General features: G+C 73.8%; 21 protein-coding genes. 16 read left to right on the top strand and 5 right to left on the bottom strand.

Features of this window, described 5'->3' with window-relative positions; translation table 11 throughout:
* Window positions 1-34 precede the first annotated feature (34 nt).
* Both ACGF3H_RS31300 and ACGF3H_RS31305 read left to right on the top strand, forming a co-directional pair.
* A complete protein-coding gene (locus ACGF3H_RS31300; RefSeq protein WP_362491772.1) occupies window positions 35-949 on the top strand; it encodes a LysR family transcriptional regulator ArgP in 915 nt (304 codons plus the stop codon).
* A 116-nt stretch (window positions 950-1,065) separates the two neighbouring features.
* The gene (locus tag ACGF3H_RS31305; protein ID WP_362491770.1) at window positions 1,066-1,317 is read left to right on the top strand and encodes a WhiB family transcriptional regulator; all 252 of its coding nucleotides are present in this window, start codon (window positions 1,066-1,068) and stop codon (window positions 1,315-1,317) included.
* A 10-nt stretch (window positions 1,318-1,327) separates the two neighbouring features.
* On the opposite strand, the gene ACGF3H_RS31310 is transcribed toward ACGF3H_RS31305, so the two are convergent.
* From ACGF3H_RS31310 to ACGF3H_RS31325, 4 genes are all read right to left on the bottom strand, one after another.
* A complete protein-coding gene (locus tag ACGF3H_RS31310; RefSeq protein WP_362491767.1) occupies window positions 1,328-1,777 on the bottom strand; it encodes a DUF6098 family protein in 450 nt (149 codons plus the stop codon).
* Window positions 1,778-1,845: 68 nt separating this feature from the next.
* Window positions 1,846-3,519, bottom strand: a complete 1,674-nt coding sequence (locus tag ACGF3H_RS31315) for an FAD-binding dehydrogenase (RefSeq protein ID WP_362491765.1) — start codon at window positions 3,517-3,519, stop codon at window positions 1,846-1,848.
* A 28-nt stretch (window positions 3,520-3,547) separates the two neighbouring features.
* Complete coding sequence (locus ACGF3H_RS31320; RefSeq protein WP_362491762.1) at window positions 3,548-4,195, bottom strand: TetR/AcrR family transcriptional regulator; 648 nt, start codon at window positions 4,193-4,195, stop codon at window positions 3,548-3,550.
* Between the two features lie 326 nt (window positions 4,196-4,521).
* On the bottom strand, window positions 4,522-5,349 hold the full coding sequence (locus ACGF3H_RS31325) for a UbiA family prenyltransferase (protein ID WP_362491760.1): 828 nt from the start codon (window positions 5,347-5,349) through the stop codon (window positions 4,522-4,524).
* A gap of 69 nt (window positions 5,350-5,418) precedes the next feature.
* Here ACGF3H_RS31325 and ACGF3H_RS31330 point away from each other — a divergent pair, with 69 nt between their 5' ends.
* From ACGF3H_RS31330 to ACGF3H_RS31380, 11 genes are all read left to right on the top strand, one after another.
* A complete protein-coding gene (locus tag ACGF3H_RS31330) occupies window positions 5,419-6,561 on the top strand; it encodes a 3-oxoacyl-[acyl-carrier-protein] synthase III C-terminal domain-containing protein (RefSeq protein ID WP_362491757.1) in 1,143 nt (380 codons plus the stop codon).
* Window positions 6,562-6,569: 8 nt separating this feature from the next.
* A complete protein-coding gene (locus ACGF3H_RS31335) occupies window positions 6,570-7,085 on the top strand; it encodes an isoprenylcysteine carboxylmethyltransferase family protein (RefSeq protein ID WP_362491755.1) in 516 nt (171 codons plus the stop codon).
* 14 nt (window positions 7,086-7,099) lie between these two features.
* Window positions 7,100-8,122 carry an NAD(P)/FAD-dependent oxidoreductase gene (locus tag ACGF3H_RS31340; protein WP_362491794.1) on the top strand — a complete coding sequence of 341 codons (1,023 nt, stop codon included), beginning with the start codon at window positions 7,100-7,102 and terminating at the stop codon, window positions 8,120-8,122.
* Between the two features lie 97 nt (window positions 8,123-8,219).
* Complete coding sequence (locus ACGF3H_RS31345) at window positions 8,220-8,354, top strand: hypothetical protein (RefSeq protein WP_362491753.1); 135 nt, start codon at window positions 8,220-8,222, stop codon at window positions 8,352-8,354.
* A 75-nt stretch (window positions 8,355-8,429) separates the two neighbouring features.
* A complete protein-coding gene (locus ACGF3H_RS31350; protein ID WP_362491751.1) occupies window positions 8,430-10,304 on the top strand; it encodes an ABC transporter ATP-binding protein in 1,875 nt (624 codons plus the stop codon).
* Entirely contained in the window at window positions 10,301-11,281 is a 981-nt protein-coding gene (locus ACGF3H_RS31355; protein WP_362491748.1) for a serine/threonine-protein kinase, read from the top strand. The genes ACGF3H_RS31350 and ACGF3H_RS31355 overlap by 4 nt, the downstream gene beginning before the upstream one ends.
* Window positions 11,282-11,315: 34 nt before the next feature.
* Complete coding sequence (locus ACGF3H_RS31360; protein WP_362491791.1) at window positions 11,316-11,897, top strand: RNA polymerase sigma factor; 582 nt, start codon at window positions 11,316-11,318, stop codon at window positions 11,895-11,897.
* The gene (locus ACGF3H_RS31365) at window positions 11,894-12,604 is read left to right on the top strand and encodes a hypothetical protein (protein ID WP_362491745.1); all 711 of its coding nucleotides are present in this window, start codon (window positions 11,894-11,896) and stop codon (window positions 12,602-12,604) included. Before ACGF3H_RS31360 ends, ACGF3H_RS31365 begins: the two co-directional genes overlap by 4 nt.
* Window positions 12,605-12,654: 50 nt before the next feature.
* A complete protein-coding gene (locus ACGF3H_RS31370; protein WP_362491743.1) occupies window positions 12,655-13,284 on the top strand; it encodes an alpha-ketoglutarate-dependent dioxygenase AlkB in 630 nt (209 codons plus the stop codon).
* A 76-nt stretch (window positions 13,285-13,360) separates the two neighbouring features.
* Window positions 13,361-14,107: an MBL fold metallo-hydrolase gene (locus ACGF3H_RS31375; RefSeq protein ID WP_362491740.1), complete on the top strand. Its 747-nt coding sequence runs from the start codon at window positions 13,361-13,363 to the stop codon at window positions 14,105-14,107.
* Window positions 14,108-14,117: 10 nt separating this feature from the next.
* A complete protein-coding gene (locus ACGF3H_RS31380; RefSeq protein WP_362491737.1) occupies window positions 14,118-15,350 on the top strand; it encodes a DUF4032 domain-containing protein in 1,233 nt (410 codons plus the stop codon).
* Window positions 15,351-15,367: 17 nt separating this feature from the next.
* Here ACGF3H_RS31380 and ACGF3H_RS31385 read toward each other — a convergent pair whose 3' ends face one another.
* The gene (locus ACGF3H_RS31385) at window positions 15,368-16,240 is read right to left on the bottom strand and encodes a universal stress protein (protein ID WP_362491735.1); all 873 of its coding nucleotides are present in this window, start codon (window positions 16,238-16,240) and stop codon (window positions 15,368-15,370) included.
* A 185-nt stretch (window positions 16,241-16,425) separates the two neighbouring features.
* Between ACGF3H_RS31385 and ACGF3H_RS31390 the strand changes: the two genes are divergently transcribed.
* The 3 genes from ACGF3H_RS31390 to ACGF3H_RS31400 are packed head-to-tail and all read left to right on the top strand — an operon-like array spanning window position 16,426 to window position 19,906.
* Window positions 16,426-18,102, top strand: a complete 1,677-nt coding sequence (locus ACGF3H_RS31390; RefSeq protein WP_393588255.1) for an FAD-dependent oxidoreductase — start codon at window positions 16,426-16,428, stop codon at window positions 18,100-18,102.
* Window positions 18,099-19,556 carry an ATP-binding protein gene (locus ACGF3H_RS31395; protein WP_362491732.1) on the top strand — a complete coding sequence of 486 codons (1,458 nt, stop codon included), beginning with the start codon at window positions 18,099-18,101 and terminating at the stop codon, window positions 19,554-19,556. Before ACGF3H_RS31390 ends, ACGF3H_RS31395 begins: the two co-directional genes overlap by 4 nt.
* The gene (locus ACGF3H_RS31400) at window positions 19,553-19,906 is read left to right on the top strand and encodes a UBP-type zinc finger domain-containing protein (protein ID WP_362491730.1); all 354 of its coding nucleotides are present in this window, start codon (window positions 19,553-19,555) and stop codon (window positions 19,904-19,906) included. The genes ACGF3H_RS31395 and ACGF3H_RS31400 overlap by 4 nt, the downstream gene beginning before the upstream one ends.
* The last annotated feature ends 41 nt before the right edge of the window (window positions 19,907-19,947 follow it).

Raw genomic sequence — 19,947 nt, forward strand, 5'->3', positions numbered from 1 at the left:
CCGAGCTGATGGTCGGACGAATGGAGGAGCCGCGGTGAGCACGGACAATCCAGCGAGGTTCGCGGATCTGCCGCTGGACCACGTGCGCACACTGCTGGCCGTCGTGGACGAGGGCACGTTCGACGCGGCCGCCGCCGTGCTGCACGTGACACCGTCCGCGGTCAGTCAGCGGGTGAAGGCGCTGGAACAGCGCACCGGACGCGTGCTGCTGCTGCGCACCAAGCCGGTGCGGCCCACGGAGTCCGGGGCGGTGCTGGTACGGCTCGCCCGGCAGGTGACACGGCTGGAGCGGGACGCGTACGCGCAGCTGGGGCTGAGCGGCGCCGGGGAGCCCACCCGGATCTCGGTGGCCGTGAACGCCGACTCGCTCGCGACCTGGTTCCTCGGCGTGCTCACGCGGGTGCCCCAGGAGCCCCGGCTCTGCTTCGAGCTGCGCCGCGAGGACGAGGACCACACCGCGGCCCTCCTGCGCGAGGGGGTCGTGATGGCCGCGGTGACCTCCTCGCCCGAGCCGGTCCCGGGCTGCACCGTCCGGCCCCTGGGCCGGATGCGCTACCGGCCCTGCGCGGCTCCCGGCTTCGCCGCCCGGCATGTGGGTGGCCCACTGCCGGAGGCCCTCACCGGGGCGCCGGTGGTGGTCTTCGACCGGCGGGACGACTTCCAGGACGGCTTCGTGCGCAGGCTCGCGCGGGACGGCGCCGGCACTGCGCGGCACTACGTGCCGACCTCCGAGGGCTTCGTGGCGGCGGTCGCCGCCGGGCTGGGCTGGGGCATGGTGCCGGAGCAGCAGGCGGACCCCCTGCTGGGCACCGGCAGGCTCGTCGACCTCGCACCGGACCTGGCCGTCGACGTGCCGCTGTACTGGCAGCAGTGGAAGCTCGACTCCCCCGCGCTGGCCGTGGTGGCCGACGCGGTGGTGACGGCGGCGGCCGAAACCCTGCGGAACTGAGCGGCCCGCCGGGACTCGCGGAAGACCGCCGGTTTCACTCCGCTGTCGACAGGTCACCCGAAACGGAGTAAGGGATTCACGAGGGCACGACTCGATTCGATCGCAGGTGACTTTTGATGGACAACTGGCGCGAGCACGCCGCGTGCCGTACGGAGGACCCCGACCTGTTCTTCCCGATCGGCACGACCGGCCCGGCCCTGTTGCAGACCGAGCAGGCGAAGGCGGTCTGCCGGCGCTGCCCGGTCCAGGAGCAGTGCCTTCAGTGGGCACTCGACACGGGGCAGTCCCTCGGCGTCTGGGGCGGGACCAGCGAGACGGAGCGCCGCGCGCTCAAGCGCCGGGCGGCGGCACGGCGGCGCTCCGGGTGAGCGCCGGCCCTCAGCGGCCGGTGCGGCGCAGCGGGCCCCAGGGCCGTTCCTGCCGCTCCACCTCGCTCCGTGCCTCCTCGATGACCCGGGGGGCGATCCAGCACATCGGCCGGGCGTCGGTCACCAACGGCTCGTTGTCCGGGCCGCGACCGGCCTCGCGGCCGGTGAGGACCCAGGGCCGCACACCGCGGCCCTTGTCGTGGAGCAGATGCCCGTAGTCGTACAGCCTGCGGGCCGCCCACACCCGTACGGGGCGGTCCGCCCACCACTCCTCCACGTCGAGGGGGTTGGCGGACAGCCCCGGCATGGCCACCCCGGTGAGCTCGTCGGTGCTGGAGACCCGGGGGAGATCGGTCCCGGGGCCGCGCGACCAGCGCACGTACAGGCCCCGGTGGTGTTCGACCAGGTCGGCCAGTTCGGCGAGGGTCCGCACGACCGGCAGGTCGTCCGATGCGCCCATGTGCGAACCTCCCTCGTCGTCCGTCGGGGCGACGGAGTACCCGGGAGGGCAGGGAGAAATCGCGTGGGTCAGGCGGTCCGTCGTGCCGCGGCCCGGCCCGCCGCCCGGCCGGAGAACAGGCACCCGCCGAGGAATGTTCCCTCCAGGGCGTTGTAGCCGTGCACCCCGCCGCCGCCGAAACCCGCCACCTCTCCGGCCGCGTACAGCCCCTCGACCGGCGTGCCGTCGGCACCGAGGGCACGGGAGTCGAGGTCGGTCTGGATGCCGCCGAGGGTCTTGCGGGTGAGGATGTGCAGCTTGACCCCGATCAGCGGACCCGCCTCCGGGTCGAGGACGCGGTGCGGGGACGCGACCCGGCCGAGCCGGTCACCGATGTAGCGGCGGGCGTTGCGGATGCCCAGCACCTGCGCGTCCTTGGCGTACGGGTTGTCCATCTGGAGGTCCCGGGCCTCGATCTGGCGCCGGATCGAGGCGGCGTCCAGGAGCGGCTTGTCGGTGAGCCCGTTCATCCGGTCGACCAGCTGCTCCAGGTTCGGCGCGGTCACGAAGTCGGCGCCGTTGCGCAGGAAGGCGTCCACCGGACCGGGCGCGCCCTTGCCGAGGACGCGTTCGCGCAGGAATCCCCCGCGGTCCTTGGCGGTGATGTCCGGGTTCTGTTCGGAGCCGGAGAGGGCGAACTCCTTCTCGATGATCTTCTGGGTCAGGATGAACCAGGAGTGGTCGTGGTCCGCGAGATCCTCGGCGGTGCGCAGGTGCCTGAGCGTGCCGAGGGTGTCGTAGCCGGGCAGGTACGGCGAGGGGAGGCGACGGCCGAGGGCGTCGAACCAGAGGGACGACGGTCCGGGCAGGATGCGGATGCCGTGACCGGGCCAGATCGGGTCCCAGTTGCGCAGGCCCTCGGTGTAGTGCCACATCCGGTCGCGGTTGACCAGGCGGACGCCCGCCTCGGCGCTGATGTCCAGCATCCGCCCGTCGACGTAGGCGGGGACGCCGGTGACCATCTCGGCGGGCGGCGTGCCGAGGCGCGCGGGCCAGTGGCGGCGCACGATGTCGTGGTCGGCGCCGATACCGCCGGAGGTGACGATCACGGCCTGCGCGGTGAGTTCGAACTCCCCGGCCGCGTCGCGGTTGGAGGCGACACCGCGGGGCGAGGTGTCCTCGGCGAGGAGCGTGCCGCGCACGCCGCGCGCGATGCCGCCCTCGACGACCAGGTGGTCGACGCGGTGACGGTGGTGGAAGGTGAGCAGGCCGTCGCGCGCGGCCTGCCGCGCGTACCGCACGAAGGGCTCGACGACTCCGGTGCCGGTGCCCCAGGCGATGTGGAAACGGGGCACCGAGTTGCCGTGCCCGCCGGCCGTGAGGTCGCCGCGCTCGGCCCAGCCGACGGTGGGCAGGAAGGTGATGCCGTGCCCGGCCAGCCAGGACCGCTTCTCCCCCGCCGCCCACTCGACGTACGCCCTCGCCCAGCGCACCGCCCAGGAGTCCTCGTCCTCGGTCCGGTCGAAGCCGGCGCTGCCCTGCCAGTCGCTCCAGGCCAGGTCGAAGGAGTCCTTGACGCCGAGGCGCCGCTGCTCGGGGGAGTCCACGAGGAAGAGGCCGCCGAAGGACCAGAAGGCCTGTCCGCCGAGGTTGGCCGCGTTCTCCTGGTCGACCAGCGCGACCCTGCGGCCCCGGCTGGTCAGCTCGTGCGCCGCGACCAGGCCCGCGAGGCCCGCTCCGACCACGATGACGTCGGCGTCCATGGCGACCGTCCCTTCCTCGTCCGTGTTGTCACGGGGTGTTGTCGGTGGTGTTGCCGGGGGTGCTGCCGCCGTCGGTGAGCAGCGCGGTGAGCAACTGCCCGAGCCAGCGGCGCGCGTGCTCGGCGTCCCCGTCGAGCAGCAGCTGCGTGGTGACGCCGTCGTAGGCGGCGACCACGGCGTGCGCGGCGGCCTCGGCGTCGCCCAGCGCGGCGGGCAGCGGGGTGCGGGCGTGCGCCCGGGCGAGGCGGCCGGCGATCGCGCGGCGCAGCCGCGCCCGGTGTTCCAGCAGGGTCTGTGCCACGTCCGGGTGCCGGGCCGCGTGCACCAGGAAGTCCGTCTTGACCAGGAGCCAGTCCCGGTCCAGCAGCAGCACCTCGGTGACGCGCTCCACGGCGGCCCGCACGTCCAGGTCCGGTCCGTCGAGGGCGAGAGCCCCGGACACCTGGTCCGCGATCAGGTCGGCCCGTTCGCGGTAGAGGGCGAAGAACAGCTCGTCGAGGCTGTCGAAGTTCGAGTAGAAGGCGCCCCGGCTGTAGCCGGCGGCCTCGCAGACCTCCTCGATCGGGACCCGGCCGAAGCCCTTGGCGGCGAACACCGCGAACGCCGCCTCCAGCAGGTCGGCCCGGGTTCGCGCGCGCCGTCTGGTCGTGCGCCCGGAGGCCTGCCCCACCGGCATGTCGGCACCGCCTCTCCGCTGTTCGATACGCGAATGTATCGGATACACCGATGTATCGAAAGGGTCCGCGCACTCTTCGCCCCCAGCGGTCCCGCGCCGGCCGCTCCGGGACGCAGCCCCCACAGGTTCTCCCGCCGCTCCGGGACGCAGCCCCCACAGGTTCTCCCGCCGCTCCGGGACGCAGCCCCCACAGGTTCTCCCCTCTCCGGGGCGGGCGGGCCCCCACGAGTCTCCCGCCTCCGGCTCACGCGGCGTCACCGGCATGGAGCCCGTCTCACCGGGCGGCGGGGCCCGGGGCGCGCCGGCCGGGGCGCCCCCGGATCGGGTCAGACCAGCTCCGAGCCGCGCAGCAGCATCTGCGCCACGGCGATGCCCGCCACGACGATCGCCGCTCGGAACGGCCACCGGCTCCGGGTGTCCGACGGCACGGCCGTGCCCGCGACCGCGACGGCACCGGCCGTCGCCGCCAGGGCCCCGCTCGGCCCGCCCACCGCTCCGGGCGGGCCCACGACCAGTACGCCCACCGCCGTCAGCAGCACCGACGGGGCCAGCCACCGGCAGGTACGGCGGCCCAGCCGCTGCGGCAGCCCGCGCACACCGGTCGCGATGTCGTCCTCGATGTCCGGGAGCACGTTGACCAGGTGGGCCCCCGCACCCAGCAGCGCACCGGCCGCCACCGCCCACCAGGCGGGCCAGGACGGCGTGGGCGGACCGAGGGTCACGAAGGCCGGCAGCGTTCCGAACGCGACGGCGTAGGGCAGCGGCGAGAACACCGTGTGCTTGAGCACCAGGTTGTAGGCCCAGCCCATGGCCACCATGCCCAGATGCGCCGCTCCGGCGGCGGCGCCGCTCAGCAGGGACAGCGGCACGCACAGCGCGAGCGCGGTCCCGGCCGCGACGGCCACCGCCCGGGGCGGCAGCTCACCGGTGGCCACCGGTTTGTCGCGGCGCCCGCACTCCGCGTCGCGCCGGGCGTCGGCCGCGTCGTTGCACCAGCCGACCGAGAGCTGGCCGGCCAGCACGGCCGCGGCCACCGCCACGGACCCCGCCGCCCCACGGCCCGCCGCCACGGCGAGCGAGGTCACGAACGCGGTCACCGCCAGCGCCGGCTCCAGGTGGCAGCAGCGCAACAACGCCGGGACTCGGCGTGTCACGGGCAGACGGGCTCCGGGCGCGTGGAGAGACACACGGGGACGTTACGGGAGAAAGAGCACGAGGAAGGCATGACCGACATGCGTGTCACTGCACTTGTCGACGACGCCCTTCCCCTGGCCTCCGCGCCGCCCCGGCCGTCCGCGCCCCGCGCGACGACCGCGGTCACGGCGATCCGCACCGCGCTGCCGCCGTACCGGTACGCCCAGGACGACCTCACCGAGGCGATCGGGGACCTGTGCCTGCCGCCCGGGGCCGACCGCGCCCTGCTGCGCCGCCTCCACGCCTCCGCCGGTGTGCGCACCCGCCATCTCGCCCTGCCGATCGAGCGGTACTCCGACCTCGGGGACTTCGGGCGGAGCAATGACGCGTGGATGGCCGCCGGACTCGCACTGGGCGAGGAAGCCCTCGTCGGCGCGCTCCGTGCGGCCGGCCTCGAACCCGCCGACGTGGATCTGCTGGTGTGCACCTCCATCACCGGCATCGCCGCTCCGTCGCTCGACGCCCGGCTGGCCGGGCGCGTGGGACTGCGGCCCGACGTCAAGCGGCTCCCGGTGTTCGGCCTGGGGTGCGTGGCGGGGGCGGCCGGTCTCGCCCGGCTGCACGACTACCTGCGCGGGCACCCGGCGGACACCGCGGTGCTCCTCAGTGTCGAGCTGTGCTCGCTGACCCTCCAGCGGCGCGACGCCTCCCGCGCCAACCTGGTCGCCGGCGCCCTGTTCGGCGACGGCGCGGCGGCGCTCGTGGCGCGGGGCGGCGGCGCCGGGCCGGACGGAACGGGACCCTTCGTGGTCGCCACCCGCAGCCACCTGTACCCGGACACCGAACAGCTCCTGGGCTGGGACATCGGCCCCACCGGGTTCCGCGTCGTGATCGACGCCGGTGTCCCCGGCATCGTGCGGGGCCCCTTCGGCCGGCAGGTGCGTGCCTTCCTGGCCGACCACGGTCTCACCCCGCAGGACATCGGAAGCTGGGTCTGTCACCCGGGAGGGCCCAAGGTGCTCTCCGGCGTGGCCGACGCCCTCGGCCTGCCCGGTGACGCGCTGGACACCGCCCGGCAGTCCCTCGCGGCGGTGGGGAACATGTCCTCCGCCTCCGTGCTCCACATCCTGCAGGGGACCGGGGAATCCCGTCGCCCGCCGCCCGGCACGTGGGGCCTGCTCCTGGCGATGGGGCCGGGGTTCTGTTCCGAAGTCGTCCTGCTGCGCTGGTGAGTGCCCTCATGCCCTGGTACACGCTGCTCGTCCTCGCCGTCGCGGCCGAACGCGTCGCCGAACTGCTCGTCGCCCGGCGCAACGCCGCCTGGACGCTCTCCCGCGCCGGCGTGGAGCACGGCCGCGGCCACTACCCCGTCATGGTCGTGCTGCACACGGGGCTGCTCGTCTGCTGTCTCGCCGAACCGGTGCTCGGCCACCGGCCGTTCCTGCCCGTCCTCGGGTGGCCCATGCTGGCGCTCGCCGTCCTCGCGCAGGCACTGCGCTGGTGGTGCATCACCACGCTGGGGCCGTACTGGAACACACGGGTCATCGTCGTCCCCGGAGCGCGCCTGGTCGGCGCCGGGCCCTACCGGTTCCTGCGGCACCCCAACTACGTCGCCGTCGTCGTGGAGATCGCCGCCCTGCCGCTGGTCCACTCCGCATGGCTGACCGCCACGGCGTTCACCGCGGCCAACGCGCTGCTGCTCGCGGTCCGCATCCGCTGCGAGAACACGGCGCTCGCCACGGCGGCGCCCGCGTGAGCGGCGGCCACGACGTGCACGACCTGCTGATCGTCGGAGGCGGTCCCGCAGGTCTCGCGACCGCGCTGCACGCCGCGCGCGCCGGGTTCGACACCGTCGTGGCGGAGCCGCGCCGGACGCCGGTCGACAAGGCGTGCGGCGAGGGCCTGATGCCCGGCGCGGTCCGGGCCCTCGGCGCACTCGGGCTCGAGGTGCCCGGCCACCCGGTCACCGGCATCCGCTACGTCCAGGGCTCCCACCGGGTCCAGGCCGCGTTCCGGCACGGCCCCGGCCTCGGCGTGCGCCGCACCGACCTGCACACCGTCCTGCACCGGGCCGTGGTGGACGCGGGGGTGCCGGTCCTGCCCCTGCGGGTGGGGGAGGTCCGTCAGGACGCGACGGGCGTGACGCTACCCGGTACGGGCCTGCGCGCGCGGTGGCTGGTGGCCGCGGACGGACTCCACTCACCGCTGCGCCGTTCGCTCGGCCTGGACGTGAAGACCGGCGCGGCGCCCAGATACGGCCTGCGGCGCCACTACGCGGTGCCTCCCTGGTCCTCGCACGTCGAGGTGCACTGGGGGCCGTACGGAGAGGCGTACGTGACCCCGCTCGGCCCCGCGCTCGTCGGCGTCGCCCTGCTCACGGCCCGGCGAGCGCCCTTCGGCCGTCAGCTCGAGGCCTTCCCCGAACTGGCGGCCCGCCTCCCCGCGGGGGCGGCCGTCACCGCGGTACGCGGTGCGGGACCGCTGCGCAGGCGGGCGCGTTCCCGCACGCACGGACGGGTGCTGCTCGTCGGCGACGCCGCCGGTTACACCGATGCGCTGACCGGCGAGGGCATCCGGCTCGCCCTCAGCGGCGCCGAGGCCCTGGTCGCCAACGTGCGTCGCGGCACACCCGGCCGCTACGAGACCGACTGGTGCCGCGCGACCCGCCGCCACCGGCTGCTGACCGACCTCCTGGTGCGGGCCCGCCGGCAACCGGCGCTGGCTTCACTCATCGTGCCCACGGCCGTGCGCCTGCCCCGCGTCTTCGCGGCGGCGGTGAACGCACTGGCATGACCGCTGCCGGACCGGAGAAAAATCTTGCCGAACCGCCATCCCCCGGGCGAGGCCGCACGTATGTCCTAGTGAAGCGTGCGAGATGAGAGGAAACACCATGTCGCTCTTCAGCCACCTGGCACCCGCCAAGAGGCACTCCAAGGGCAAGAAGACCACGACCAGCGCGAAGGGGAGGACGTCCCACCACCGCAAACACCACCGTCGTACCTCCAGCACCGGCCACCGCAAGTGAGTCCGGTACCCCTCGGCGGCCGGTGGCCATGATCCTCCGGTCGCCGGGGGCCGACGTCCGGTAAGGCGCCGTTCCGTGAAGCTTCGCCGTGCCGTCCGCAACGCAGCCCCGGCCTCGGGGCTGCGACGGCTGTTCTCCGTGTCCGAGCCGGAGAGCGAACAGGTCGTCGCCGCCGCGCCGGTACTGCCGGTGCGGCAGATCTTCCGGCGGTTCTGGCCGTACACGCACGGCGGGCGCAAGTGGCTGCTGCCGCTCGTGGCGTTCTGTGTCGTGGGCCCCGCCATCGACGCCGCCGAGATATGGCTGTTCAAGGTGGTCGTGGACGAGGTGCTCGTCCAGCGCGATCTCAGCCCGTTCCTGCCGATCGCCCTGGCCTACGTCGGACTCAGCCTCGCCTCGGGCGTCCTCGCGTTCGCCGACGACGTGACCTCCACCTGGGTCGGCGAACGCTTCCTGCTCGCCCTGCGGGCGGACGTCTTCCGGCACATGCAGCGCCTCTCCCTCTTCGAACGGCGCCGGCTCGGCGACGTGCTGGCCCGGATCACCGGTGACGTCGACGCGGTCGAGACGTTCCTGCTCTCGGGGGTGGCCCAGGCCCTGTGGTATGTGATGCGGCTCGGCATCTTCCTGGGCCTGCTCTTCTACCTGAGCTGGGACCTGACGCTGTTCGCGCTCGTCATCGTGCCGCTGTTCTGGTGCGCCGCCCGCTACTTCTCCCGGCTGGTGAAGGCCGCCTCCCGGGAGCGCCGCCGGCGCAGCGGGTCGGTCAGCGCGGTCGCCGAGGAGGTGCTGGGCAACATCGCCCTGGTGCAGGCGTACAACCGCCAGACCTGGGAGCAGGACAGGTTCCAGCGCGAGATCGTCGGACGGTACCGCGCCACCATGGCCGCGACCAGGATCCGTGCCGTCTTCGGTCCGCTGGTCGACCTCGTCGAGCTGAGCGGCGCCCTGCTGGTGATGGGCCTGGGCACCTGGCAACTGGCCCGCGGCCGACTCACCCTGGGAGAGCTGCTGGTCTTCCTGGCCCTGCTGAGCAAGCTCTACAGCCCGATCCGGGGCATGTCCCACCTCACCGGCACCTTCTACGCGGCCTCCGCGGCCGCGGAGCGGATCGTCGAGCTGCTCGACCAGCGCCCGCAGGTGCACGAGACCGCCTCCCCCGTACGGCTCGGGCGGGCCCGGGGACGAGTGGAGTTCGACGGCGTCGGCTTCACCTACCCGGGGACCGACCGGGAGGCGCTGTGCGACGTGTCGCTGCGTGTGGAGCCCGGGCAGACCCTGGCCCTGGTCGGACCCAGTGGCGCGGGCAAGTCCACCGTCGCCAAACTCCTGCTGCGCTTCTACGACCCCGAGCGCGGCACCGTCCGGCTGGACGGCGCGGACCTGGCCTCCCTGCGGCTCGCCGACGTCCGCGACAACGTGGCCGTGGTGCTCCAGGAGACGCTCGTCCTGCACGGCACCGTGCGCGAGAACATCCTCTACGGCCGCCCGGACGCCACCGAGCAGGAGGTCGTCGCAGCGGCCCGCGCCGCGGACGCGCACGACTTCGTCACCGCTCTGCCGGACGGCTACGACACCGTCGTGGGCCAGCGCGGCAGGCTGCTGTCGGGAGGGCAGCGCCAGCGCCTGGCGATAGCCCGGGCCATGATCCGCGACGCGCCCGTGCTCATCCTGGACGAGCCGACCACCGGCCTGGACGCCGAGTCGGGCCGACGCGTCATGGAGCCGTTGCGGCGGCTGATGGCCGGACGCACCACGATCGTCATCTCCCACAACCTCCTCACCGTCCGCGACGCCTCCCGGATCCTGGTGCTGGACCACGGCCGGGTCGTCGAGCAGGGAACCCACGACGACCTGCTGCTGAGCGGGAAGACCTACGCCCGGCTGCACCGGTTCCACGCCGCCGCGGACCCCTCTGCCACGACTCCCGTGATCAAGGCCTTCCCATGAGCCGGCCGAACGCCCCCGCACCGCGAGCGGCGGCCCCGCACCGGGCCGTCGCGCCCCCTCCCCTGCCGCCGGGGGCGACCCCGGTCGCCGGTTACGAGGTGCTGGCCCACCTGACCCGGACCGGATGGCTCGACGTGTACGACGCCTGGAGCCACGAGCGGGACTGCCGCTGCCTGGTGAAGACGCTGCGTCCGGACCGCCGGCGGGAAGAGCGCCTGCGCGAACGCCTGCTGCGCGAGGGCCGCTGGCTGCAGGGCTTCAGCCACCCGCACCTGGTCCGCGCGTACGAGACCGTCGAACTGCCCGAGCCCCTCGTGGTCCTGGAGACACTGACCGGCGAGACCGTCACCCGTCTCATCGAGCGGCTGCGGCACCGGCTCGCCGCCCAGGACGTGGCCTTCCTGGGCCTGCACCTGTGTTCCGCCCTGCACTACCTGCACGGCCGGGACCTGCTGCACCTGGACGTGAAGCCGTCGAACGTGATCATCGACTGCCGGCGCGCCAAACTCCTCGATCTCAGCGTCGCCCGCCCGCCGGGGCCCGCGCCCGCCGGCGTCGGCACGCGCTGCTACCTCTCCCCCGAGCAGGCCCGCGGTGGCGACCTGACCGCCGCCGCGGACGTGTGGGGGGTGGGCATCACCCTGTACGAGGCCGCCACCGGCGACCTCCCGTTCCCCGAGGTCACCTCCACGACCACGGGAGAAGAGCCCACCGGTGACTCCCGCGCCCCGACGGCGTCCGCGAGCCTCGACGGCACCTACGGCCGACGGAGCCGGTACCCGCAACTGGAGGACAGGGCCGCCCCCGTGGGCTCCCGGCGCCGCCTGCCGCCGGGGCTCGCCGGCGCGATCGACGCGTGCCTGGAACCGGACCCCGGCGCCCGGCCCGGGGTGGATTCCCTCGCCGCGGCGTTCGACGCGGTGCTGCCCGTCCACCGCAGGGACGCGGAACCACCGTCGCCCGGGGCGGACCTGTGACAATCCCTCCGCGGGGATGCTACGTATGAGGGTTATGCACCCTTTGGGGCTTTCTCTGGAGCGGATGCCCGACGACGCGCTGCTGGCGGGGCTGACGACCGGCGACCCCGAGTTCGCGGTGGCGTTCGTCCGCCGGTTCCAGCACAAGGTCTTCGGGGTGGCCATGACGGTCACCGGTGACGCCCAGCTCGCGGAGGACGTGGCCCAGCAGACCTTCGAACAGGCCTGGCGCCACGCCCAGGTGTACGACTCGCGCCGTGGATCGGTCCGGACGTGGCTGACGGCCATCGCCCACAACCTGGCGATCGACACCGTGCGCGCCCGCAGAGCCGTCCCCGTGGATCCCACCCGGATGGCACCGCTCATGGAGGCGATCACCGAGACCCCCGAGCGGGTGGCGGTGGCCGACGAGGAGTCGGCCGAGCTGCGGCGGGCCATCGCGGAGCTGCCGCCGGGCCAGGCCCGCGCCATCGTCATGGCCGGCGTCTACGGCATGACCGCACAGCAGGTGGCGGATCTGGAGCACGTCCCCCTCGGCACCGCCAAGACCCGGATCAGGACGGCGCTGGCCAAACTGCGCGAGGCCCTGACACGCAGGCAGGACACACGGTCATGACCGGCGACGACACCTTCGCCTGCCCGCGGCTGCGGGACGTGGCCGCCGAGGTGGCCCTGGGAGTGGTGCCCGCCGAGGAGCGCGCCGCGGCCCTGGCCCACCTGCAGCGCTGCCCCGCCTGCCTGGCGAACGTCCGGGAGCTGGCGCGCACGGCCGACGAACTGATCCACCTGATCCCCGGGCGCGAGCCGCCGGCGGGGTTCGAGAGCCGCGTGCTCCAGCGCATCGGACCGCCACCCCGGCACCGGCGCCCGACGATGCGCCGACGGTTCGCCGTCGGCCTCGCCGCCGCCGTGACAGCCGCGGCGCTGGCCCTGGGCGGATGGGCCATCGGCGTCAGCTCGACGTCCGCGCCGTCCGCCGTCGGCCCCGCCCGGCCCGACCGGCTGCTCAGCGCCGACCTCACCTCCCACCGCCAGGACGTGGGACGCGTCTTCGCGTACACGGGGACGCCGCACTGGGTGTACGTGTCGGTGGACGCCGACGACCTGCCCGCGCGCGACCGAGCGGCGCTGCACACCACCCTCACCTGTCAGATCGAACGGGCGGACGGCTCCACCACCACCATCGGCACCTTCTCCCTGACCTCCGGCTACGCGCACTGGGTGGCCTCCTACCCCGCCGGCTCGCCGCCCGTGACCGAGGTGCACCTGCTCGCGGCCGACAGCTCGGTCGTGGCGAGCGCCACTCTTCACCCGTCCGGCTGAGACGTCGACCGGAATAGAACCTATTTTCGAATGCGCGGTACGCTGGCCCCATGACCAGGCACCTGCAGGGATCGCTCTTCGACCAGACGGACGAGACCCGGCTCGGCGCCCTCGACGGGCTGCGCCGGACCGTGCTGGGCTCCGGCGCGTGGATCGACGTGCTCCCCGGCTGGCTGAGCGGGGCCGACGCGCTGTTCGAGCGGCTGGCCGCCGACGTGCCGTGGCGGGCGGAACGGCGTGCCATGTACGACCAGGTGGTCGACGTGCCCCGGCTGCTCGCGTTCTACGGCGCCGGGGAACCGCTGCCGCACCCGCTGCTGGACGAGGCCCGTGACGCGCTCTCCGCGTACTACGCCGAGGAACTGGGCGAGCCGTTCACGACGGCCGGGCTGTGCCAGTACCGCGACGGCCGGGACAGCGTCGCCTGGCACGGCGACCGGATCGGGCGGGGCGGGCGCCAGGACACCATGGTCGCCATCCTCTCGGTCGGCGCGCCCCGCGACCTGCTGCTGCGCCCGGCGGGCGGTGGCGGGGACACGGTGCGCCGCCCGCTGGGCCACGGCGACCTGATCGTGATGGGCGGCTCCTGCCAGCGCACCTGGGAGCACTGCGTCCCCAAGAGCACCCGCGCCGTGGGCCCGCGGATCAGCATCCAGTTCCGTCCGCACGGAGTGCGCTGAGCGTCGCGCACCCGGCGTGACCGCCGCGTCTGATTGGCTGTCCCCTCGGACGGCAACCGGGAATGCGGGGACAGCCATGCGCGCGGACGTGCGGCAGGTCGCGGACGGCACCTACCTGGTGCACGGCAGCAACACCAACTGGGTCCTTCTCACCGAGGGCGACGCGGTGACCCTGATCGACACCGGATACCCCGGCGACCGGCCGCTCCTGCTCGACTCCCTCACGGCGATCGGGAGTTCACCCGAGGCGGTGACGGCCGTGCTGATCACCCACGCCCACAACGACCACCTGGGCTCGGCCGAGTACCTGCGCGCCGTCCACGGCACCCCCGTCCTCCTCCACGAGGCCGAGGTACCGCACGCCCGGCGGGACTTCCTCCACCAGGTGTCGGTCGGCGAGGTACTGCGCAACAGCTGGCGGCCGGGCGTGCTGCCCTGGATGGTGCACGTGCTCCGCTCCGGCGGCACCCAGCGGCACCCGGTGACCGCCCCCGCCCCCTTCCCCGCGGCCGGCCCGCTCGACCTGCCCGGCCGGCCCGTGCCGGTCCACACCCCCGGGCACACCGACGGCCACTGCGTCTACCACCTGCCGGACGCCGGGGTGGTGGTCTCCGGCGACGCCCTGGTCAGCGGACACCCCACCTCGCGGGTGAAGGGGCCCCAGCTGCTGCCCGGCATGTTCCACCACGAGCGGGACCGCACCGTGGCCTCGCTCGACATCATCGCCCGGCTCGACGGCGACGTGCTGCTCCCCGGGCACGGGCCCGTCCACCGCGGCCCGGTGCGGGACGCCGCGCGACTGGCCGGGGAACGGACGTTCTAGAGTTCGGGCCATGGCCTTGCAGATCAGTGCCACCAATCCGGAGCACCCGGCGCTCCTGCTCGAACTGCCCTGGCACCTGCCGCTGGAGGAGTGGCCCGAGGAGTACCTCGTGCCGCTGCCGCGCGGCATCTCCCGCCACGTCGTGCGCTACGCCCGGGCCGGCGACGAGGTGATCGCCGTCAAGGAGCTCGCCGAGCGGCCCGCGCTGCGCGAGTACGGGCTGCTGCGCGACCTGGACCGGCTGGCCATCCCCGCGGTGGACGCGCTGGGCGTGGTCACCGGCCGCACCGACGGCGCCGGTGCGCCGTTGGAGCCGGTGCTGATCACGCGGCACCTCGGCGGATCCATGCCGTACCGGTCGATGTTCGAGACGACGCTGCGCCCGGCGACCATGCACCGGCTGATGGACGCCCTCGCCGTGCTGCTGGTCCGGCTGCACCTGGCCGGGTTCGCCTGGGGCGACTGCTCGCTGTCCAACACGCTCTTCCGGCGCGACGCGGGCGCCTACGCCGCCTACCTGGTGGACGCCGAGACCGGTGAACTGCACCCGCGGCTGAGCGACGGCCAACGCGACTACGACCTCGACCTGGCCCGGGTGAACATCAGCGGCGAACTCCTCGACCTGGAGGCGTCCGGGGCGCTGCACCCGTCCGTCGACCCGGTGGACTTCGGCAGGGAGATCTGCGCGCGCTACGGCCGCCTGTGGGAGGAGCTGACCCGCACCTCCGTCTACCCGGCGGGCAAGCACCACTACATCGAGCGCCGGATCCGGCGGCTCAACGACCTCGGTTTCGACGTGGCCGAGATGCAGATCGAGCATGCCTCCAACGGCGACACCGTCACCTTCGTGCCCAAGGTCGTCGACGCGGGCCACCACCAGCGCCAACTGCTGCGCCTGACGGGCCTGGACGCCGAGGAGAACCAGGCCCGGCGGCTGCTCAACGACCTGGAGAGCTGGATGGCCACCCAGGACGACTACGCCCCGGGCGACCCCCTCGGCGCCCGCCCGGAGGTCCTCGCCCACCGCTGGGTGCGGGAGGTGTTCCGGCCGACCGTGCGGGCGGTGCCGGTCGAACTGCGGGGGGCGATGGACCCGGCCGAGATCTACCACGAACTGCTGGAGCACCGCTGGTACCTGGCCGAGCGGGCCCAGCACGACATAGACCTGGACACCGTCGTCCGGGACTACCTCACGAACATCCTGCCGAAGGCCCGGGAGACGCTCCAGCCCACCTCGGACTGAGGCCCTCCGGGCACGGGTCAGGCGTGCGGGACGACCGCCACCGGGCAGGCGGCGTGGTGCAGCACGCCGTGCGCCACCGAGCCGATCCGGGCGCCGACGGCGGTGCGGCGGGCGCGGCGGCCGACGACGGTCAGCTGGGCGTTCGCGGCCGCCGTCAGCAGCACCTGTCCCGCGCTGCCCATCTCGACGTGCTCGATCACCGGGACGTCGGGGAAGCGCTCGCGCCACGGCCCGAGCGCCTCGCCGAGGGCCTTGCGCTCGTACTGCTCCAGGCCCCCGGCCTCGTCGGCGAGGCGCATCGAGCCCGGGCTGTAGGTGAAGACCGTCGGCAGGGTCCAGGCCCGCACGGCCCGCACGGTGGCGCCGCGCGCGGCGGCCGCCTCGAAAGCGAAGCCGATCACGTCGGCGCTGTCCTCCGGCTCCCCCTGCTGGCCCACGACGATCTCACGGCCGGCGGCCTCCGCCGCGGCCTCGTCCCCGGCCCGCACGAGGACGACGGGCCGGGGCGCCTCGGCGATCACCTGCTGCCCGACGGACCCGAGCAGGAAGCCGACGACCGCTCCGTGGCCGCGCGAGCCGAGGACCAGCGTCCGGGCGTCGGCCGCGGCGGCGAGCAGCACGGCGACGGCGTCGTCGGCCTCGGTGACGTCCGTGGACACCGTGAGGTCCGGGTGCCGCTCGGTGACGGTCCGGACCGACTCGTCGACCGAGTCCCGGATCCACCGCTCCTGCGCGTCCCGGTCCCCCGCGCCGGCCGCTTCCGGCTCGGCCCGCCAGGCGTGCACGACGTGCAGCGGAGCTCCCCGCCGGACCGCCTCCCTGGCGGCCCAGGCCAGTGCCGCCAGGCTCTCCTCGGATCCGTCCACCCCTGCCGTGATCGGGCGTGTCATGCGGGTCCCCTCGTGTGTCGCGGTCACGTCCATGGGCCCAGTCTTCCCCACACCGGGCGCCGGACGGGCACGGCGGCCCTCCGCCGGACCGAGCGGTGCGGGGCGAACGAACATACGATGGGTCGCAGGCCGGTGCGGTGACGGGGACGCCGTGCCGTGAATCCGGCCGTTGACGTGGGGGACGTATGGCACAGGCGGACGGGGCGACGCGGACCGTCATCATGACCGTGGACGACGATCCGGGGGTCTCCCGCGCCGTCGCCCGTGACCTGCGGCGGCGCTACGGCGCCTCGTACCGGATCGTGCGGGCGGAGTCCGGCGAGTCGGCGCTGGAGGCACTGCGCGAACTGAAGCTGCGCGGGGACCTGGTGGCCGTGATCCTCGCCGACTACCGGATGCCGCAGATGAACGGCATCGAGTTCCTCGAGCAGGCCCTCGACGTCTACCCGGGGGCCCGCCGGGTGCTGCTGACCGCGTACGCCGACACCAACGCGGCCATCGACGCGATCAACGTCGTCGACCTGGACCACTACCTGCTCAAGCCGTGGGACCCGCCGGAGGAGAAGCTCTACCCGGTGCTGGACGACCTGCTGCAGGCGTGGCGCACCGGCGACCACCGCCCGGTGCCCAGCACCAAGGTCGTCGGGCACCGCTGGTCGGCGCGCTCCTCGGAGGTCCGGGAGTTCCTGGCCCGCAACCAGGTCCCCTACCGCTGGTACTCCTCCGACGAACCGGAGGGACGGCGGCTGCTGTCGGCGGCCGGGCAGGACGGACAGCGGCTGCCGGTGGTGATCACACCGGACGGGACGCCACTGGTGGAGCCGGAGGCGCCGGACCTCGCCGCCCGGGTGGGGCTGGCGACGACGCCGGCGGCCGAGTTCTACGACCTGGTGGTCGTCGGCGGCGGTCCGGCCGGGCTCGGGGCGGCCGTCTACGGGGCCTCGGAGGGGCTGCGGACGGTGCTGGTGGAGCGGTCGGCGACCGGCGGGCAGGCCGGGCAGAGCTCCCGGATCGAGAACTACCTCGGCTTCCCCGACGGCGTGTCCGGCGGCCAGCTCACCGAGCGGGCCCGGCGGCAGGCGGCGAAGTTCGGCGCGGAGATCCTCACCGCGCGGGAGGTGACGGGACTCGAGGCCAACGGGGCTGCGCGGGTCGTCCGCTTCTCGGACGGCTCGGCGGTCGCCGCGCACAGCGTGATCCTCGCGACCGGCGTCTCCTACCGGCAGCTGCCCGCGCCGGGCACGGACGAGCTGACCGGCTGCGGGGTGTTCTACGGCTCGGCGCTGACCGAGGCCGCCTCCTGCCAGGACCACGACGTGTACATCGTGGGCGGGGCGAACTCGGCCGGGCAGGCGGCGATGTACCTGGCCCGGGGCGCCAAGTCGGTGACGCTGCTGGTGCGCGGCGGCTCCCTGGCCGCGTCGATGTCGCACTACCTGATCCAGCAGATCGAGGAGACTCCCACCATCCACGTGCGTTGCGGCACGGTCGTCGAGAGCGCGCACGGCGACGGGCACCTGGAGCGGCTGACGCTGCGCGACACGGAGAGCGGGAGCACCGAACTCGTCGACGCCCAGTGGCTGTTCGTGTTCATCGGCGCGGCCCCGCTCACCGACTGGCTGGACGGCACCGTGCTGCGGGACGAGCGCGGGTTCATCCTGGCCGGGCCCGACCTGACCCCCGACGGACGGCCGCCGGCGGACTGGGAGCTGGACCGGCCGCCGTACCACCTGGAGACCAGCGTCCCGGGCGTGTTCGTGGCGGGTGACGCCCGCGCGGAGTCGGCGAAGCGGGTCGCGTCCGCCGTCGGAGAGGGAGCCATGGCCGTGATGCTCGTCCACCGTTACCTGGAGCAGTCGTGAGCGGGCGGCCGATGCCGTGCAGCCCCGGCGAGATCGGTGCGCTGTTCCTCTTCGAGAAGCTGTCTCCCGAACAGCTCGGCCGGCTGTGCGCCGAGGGCCGGGTGGAGCTGTTCGAACCGGGCCCGGTGTACACCGAGGGCGAGCCGGCGACCTGCTTCTACGTGATGCTCGACGGTACGGTCGTGCTCTCCCGCCGGGTCGCCGGGGACGACGTGGAGACCAACCGCACCTCGCAGCGCGGGGTGTACGCGGGCGCGATGCAGGCGTACGTCGGCGACCGGGTGCCGCAGGTCTACAACAACTCCATGCGGGTCACCGAACCGACGCGGTTCTTCGTGCTGCCGGCGGACACGTTCGCCGCGGTCATGCGGGAGTGGTTCCCCATGGCGGTGCACCTGCTGGAGGGGCTGTTCTTCGGTTCGAAGTCCACCCAGCGGGCCATCGGGCAGCGGGAGCGGCTGCTGGCGCTCGGTTCGCTGTCCGCCGGTCTCACGCACGAGCTCAACAACCCGGCGGCGGCGGCCGTACGCGCCACCTCGACGCTGCGGGAGCGGGTGGCGAAGATGCGGCACAAGCTCGCCGTCATCGCCGAGGGGCCGTTCTCCCGGGACGCCCTGGCCGGTCTCATCGAGATCCAGGAGCGCACGGCCGAGCGGGTCGCGAAGGCGCCGTCGCTGAGCCCGCTGGAGGCGGCCGACCGGGAGGACACCCTCACCGACTGGCTGGAGGACCACGGCATCGAGCAGGGCTGGCAGCTCGCGCCGACCTTCGTGCAGGCAGGACTGGACACCGAGTGGCTGGACCAGGTCGCGGCGGCGGTGGACGCGGAGATCCTGCCGGGAGCGGTCGGCTGGCTCAACTACACCGTCGAGACCGAGCTGCTGATGAACGAGATCGCGGACTCCACCGCCCGCATCTCGCATCTCGTCGACGCGGCCAAGCAGTACGCCCAGCTGGACCGGGCGCCCTACCGGACCGTCGACGTCCATGAACTCCTCGACAGCACGCTGCTGATGCTGTCGGGCAAGATCGGCTCCCGGATCGAGGTCGTCAAGGAGTACGACCGCACGGTGCCGGCCGTCCCGGCCTATCCCGCGGAGCTGAACCAGGTGTGGACCAACCTGATCGACAACGCGGTCTCCGCCGTGAACGCCGCGGGCGGGGAGGGCATGCTGACCGTGCGGACCGCGCTCCACCACGACCGGCTGCTGGTGGAGTTCCGCGACACCGGCACCGGGATCGACCCGGAGATCCGGGAGCGCATCTTCGACCCGTTCTTCACCACCAAGCCGGTGGGCGAGGGCACCGGGCTCGGCCTGGACATCTCCTGGCGGATCGTGGTCAACAAGCACCACGGCACCCTCCGGGTCGATTCCGTGCCGGGAGACACCCGTTTCCAGGTCCTCCTTCCGCTCACCGCGGCCGCGTCCGAACCGACCGAGGAGCCGGCATGACCAGTGACACCGGAATCGACCCCGCCGTCCCGCCGAGCGGCGCCGGCTGCGTCGAGTGCGACGCGGCGGGCGGCTGGTGGTTCCACCTGCGGCGCTGCGCGGCCTGCGGCCACGTCGGCTGCTGCGACAGCTCGCCGGGGCAGCACGCGACCGGTCACTACCGGGACACCGGGCATCCGGTGGTGCAGAGCTTCGAGCCCGGCGAGGACTGGTTCTGGGACTACGCGACGGAAGAGGTCCGGGCCTCCGGACCGGACCTCGCCCCGCCGGCCAGTCACCCCGGGGACCAGCCCTCACCGGGACCGGAGGGGCGGGTACCGGCGGACTGGGCCGCCACGCTGCGTCGCTGACCGCGCGCGGGCCCGCGGCCCGTGCGTGCGGGGCCACGTCC

Origin of the sequence: Streptomyces sp. NPDC048185 (genome assembly GCF_043202495.1) — a bacterium.
Classification (GTDB): Bacteria; Actinomycetota; Actinomycetes; order Streptomycetales; family Streptomycetaceae; genus Streptomyces.

Bases quoted from the DNA above. Each gene is read 5' to 3' on its own strand.
- ACGF3H_RS31365 (WP_362491745.1), top strand. From the start codon at position 11,894: ATGACCGGCGACGACACCTTCGCCTGCCCGCGGCTGCGGGACGTGGCC.
- ACGF3H_RS31390 (WP_393588255.1), top strand. From the start codon at position 16,426: ATGGCACAGGCGGACGGGGCGACGCGGACCGTCATCATGACCGTGGAC.
- ACGF3H_RS31335 (WP_362491755.1), top strand. From the start codon at position 6,570: ATGCCCTGGTACACGCTGCTCGTCCTCGCCGTCGCGGCCGAACGCGTC.
- ACGF3H_RS31360 (WP_362491791.1), top strand. From the start codon at position 11,316: ATGCACCCTTTGGGGCTTTCTCTGGAGCGGATGCCCGACGACGCGCTG.
- ACGF3H_RS31315 (WP_362491765.1), bottom strand. From the start codon at position 3,519: ATGGACGCCGACGTCATCGTGGTCGGAGCGGGCCTCGCGGGCCTGGTC.
- ACGF3H_RS31400 (WP_362491730.1), top strand. From the start codon at position 19,553: ATGACCAGTGACACCGGAATCGACCCCGCCGTCCCGCCGAGCGGCGCC.
- ACGF3H_RS31330 (WP_362491757.1), top strand. From the start codon at position 5,419: ATGACCGACATGCGTGTCACTGCACTTGTCGACGACGCCCTTCCCCTG.
- ACGF3H_RS31380 (WP_362491737.1), top strand. From the start codon at position 14,118: ATGGCCTTGCAGATCAGTGCCACCAATCCGGAGCACCCGGCGCTCCTG.
- ACGF3H_RS31385 (WP_362491735.1), bottom strand. From the start codon at position 16,240: ATGACACGCCCGATCACGGCAGGGGTGGACGGATCCGAGGAGAGCCTG.
- ACGF3H_RS31320 (WP_362491762.1), bottom strand. From the start codon at position 4,195: ATGCCGGTGGGGCAGGCCTCCGGGCGCACGACCAGACGGCGCGCGCGA.
- ACGF3H_RS31305 (WP_362491770.1), top strand. From the start codon at position 1,066: ATGGACAACTGGCGCGAGCACGCCGCGTGCCGTACGGAGGACCCCGAC.
- ACGF3H_RS31345 (WP_362491753.1), top strand. From the start codon at position 8,220: ATGTCGCTCTTCAGCCACCTGGCACCCGCCAAGAGGCACTCCAAGGGC.
- ACGF3H_RS31355 (WP_362491748.1), top strand. From the start codon at position 10,301: ATGAGCCGGCCGAACGCCCCCGCACCGCGAGCGGCGGCCCCGCACCGG.
- ACGF3H_RS31310 (WP_362491767.1), bottom strand. From the start codon at position 1,777: ATGGGCGCATCGGACGACCTGCCGGTCGTGCGGACCCTCGCCGAACTG.
- ACGF3H_RS31370 (WP_362491743.1), top strand. From the start codon at position 12,655: ATGACCAGGCACCTGCAGGGATCGCTCTTCGACCAGACGGACGAGACC.
- ACGF3H_RS31375 (WP_362491740.1), top strand. From the start codon at position 13,361: ATGCGCGCGGACGTGCGGCAGGTCGCGGACGGCACCTACCTGGTGCAC.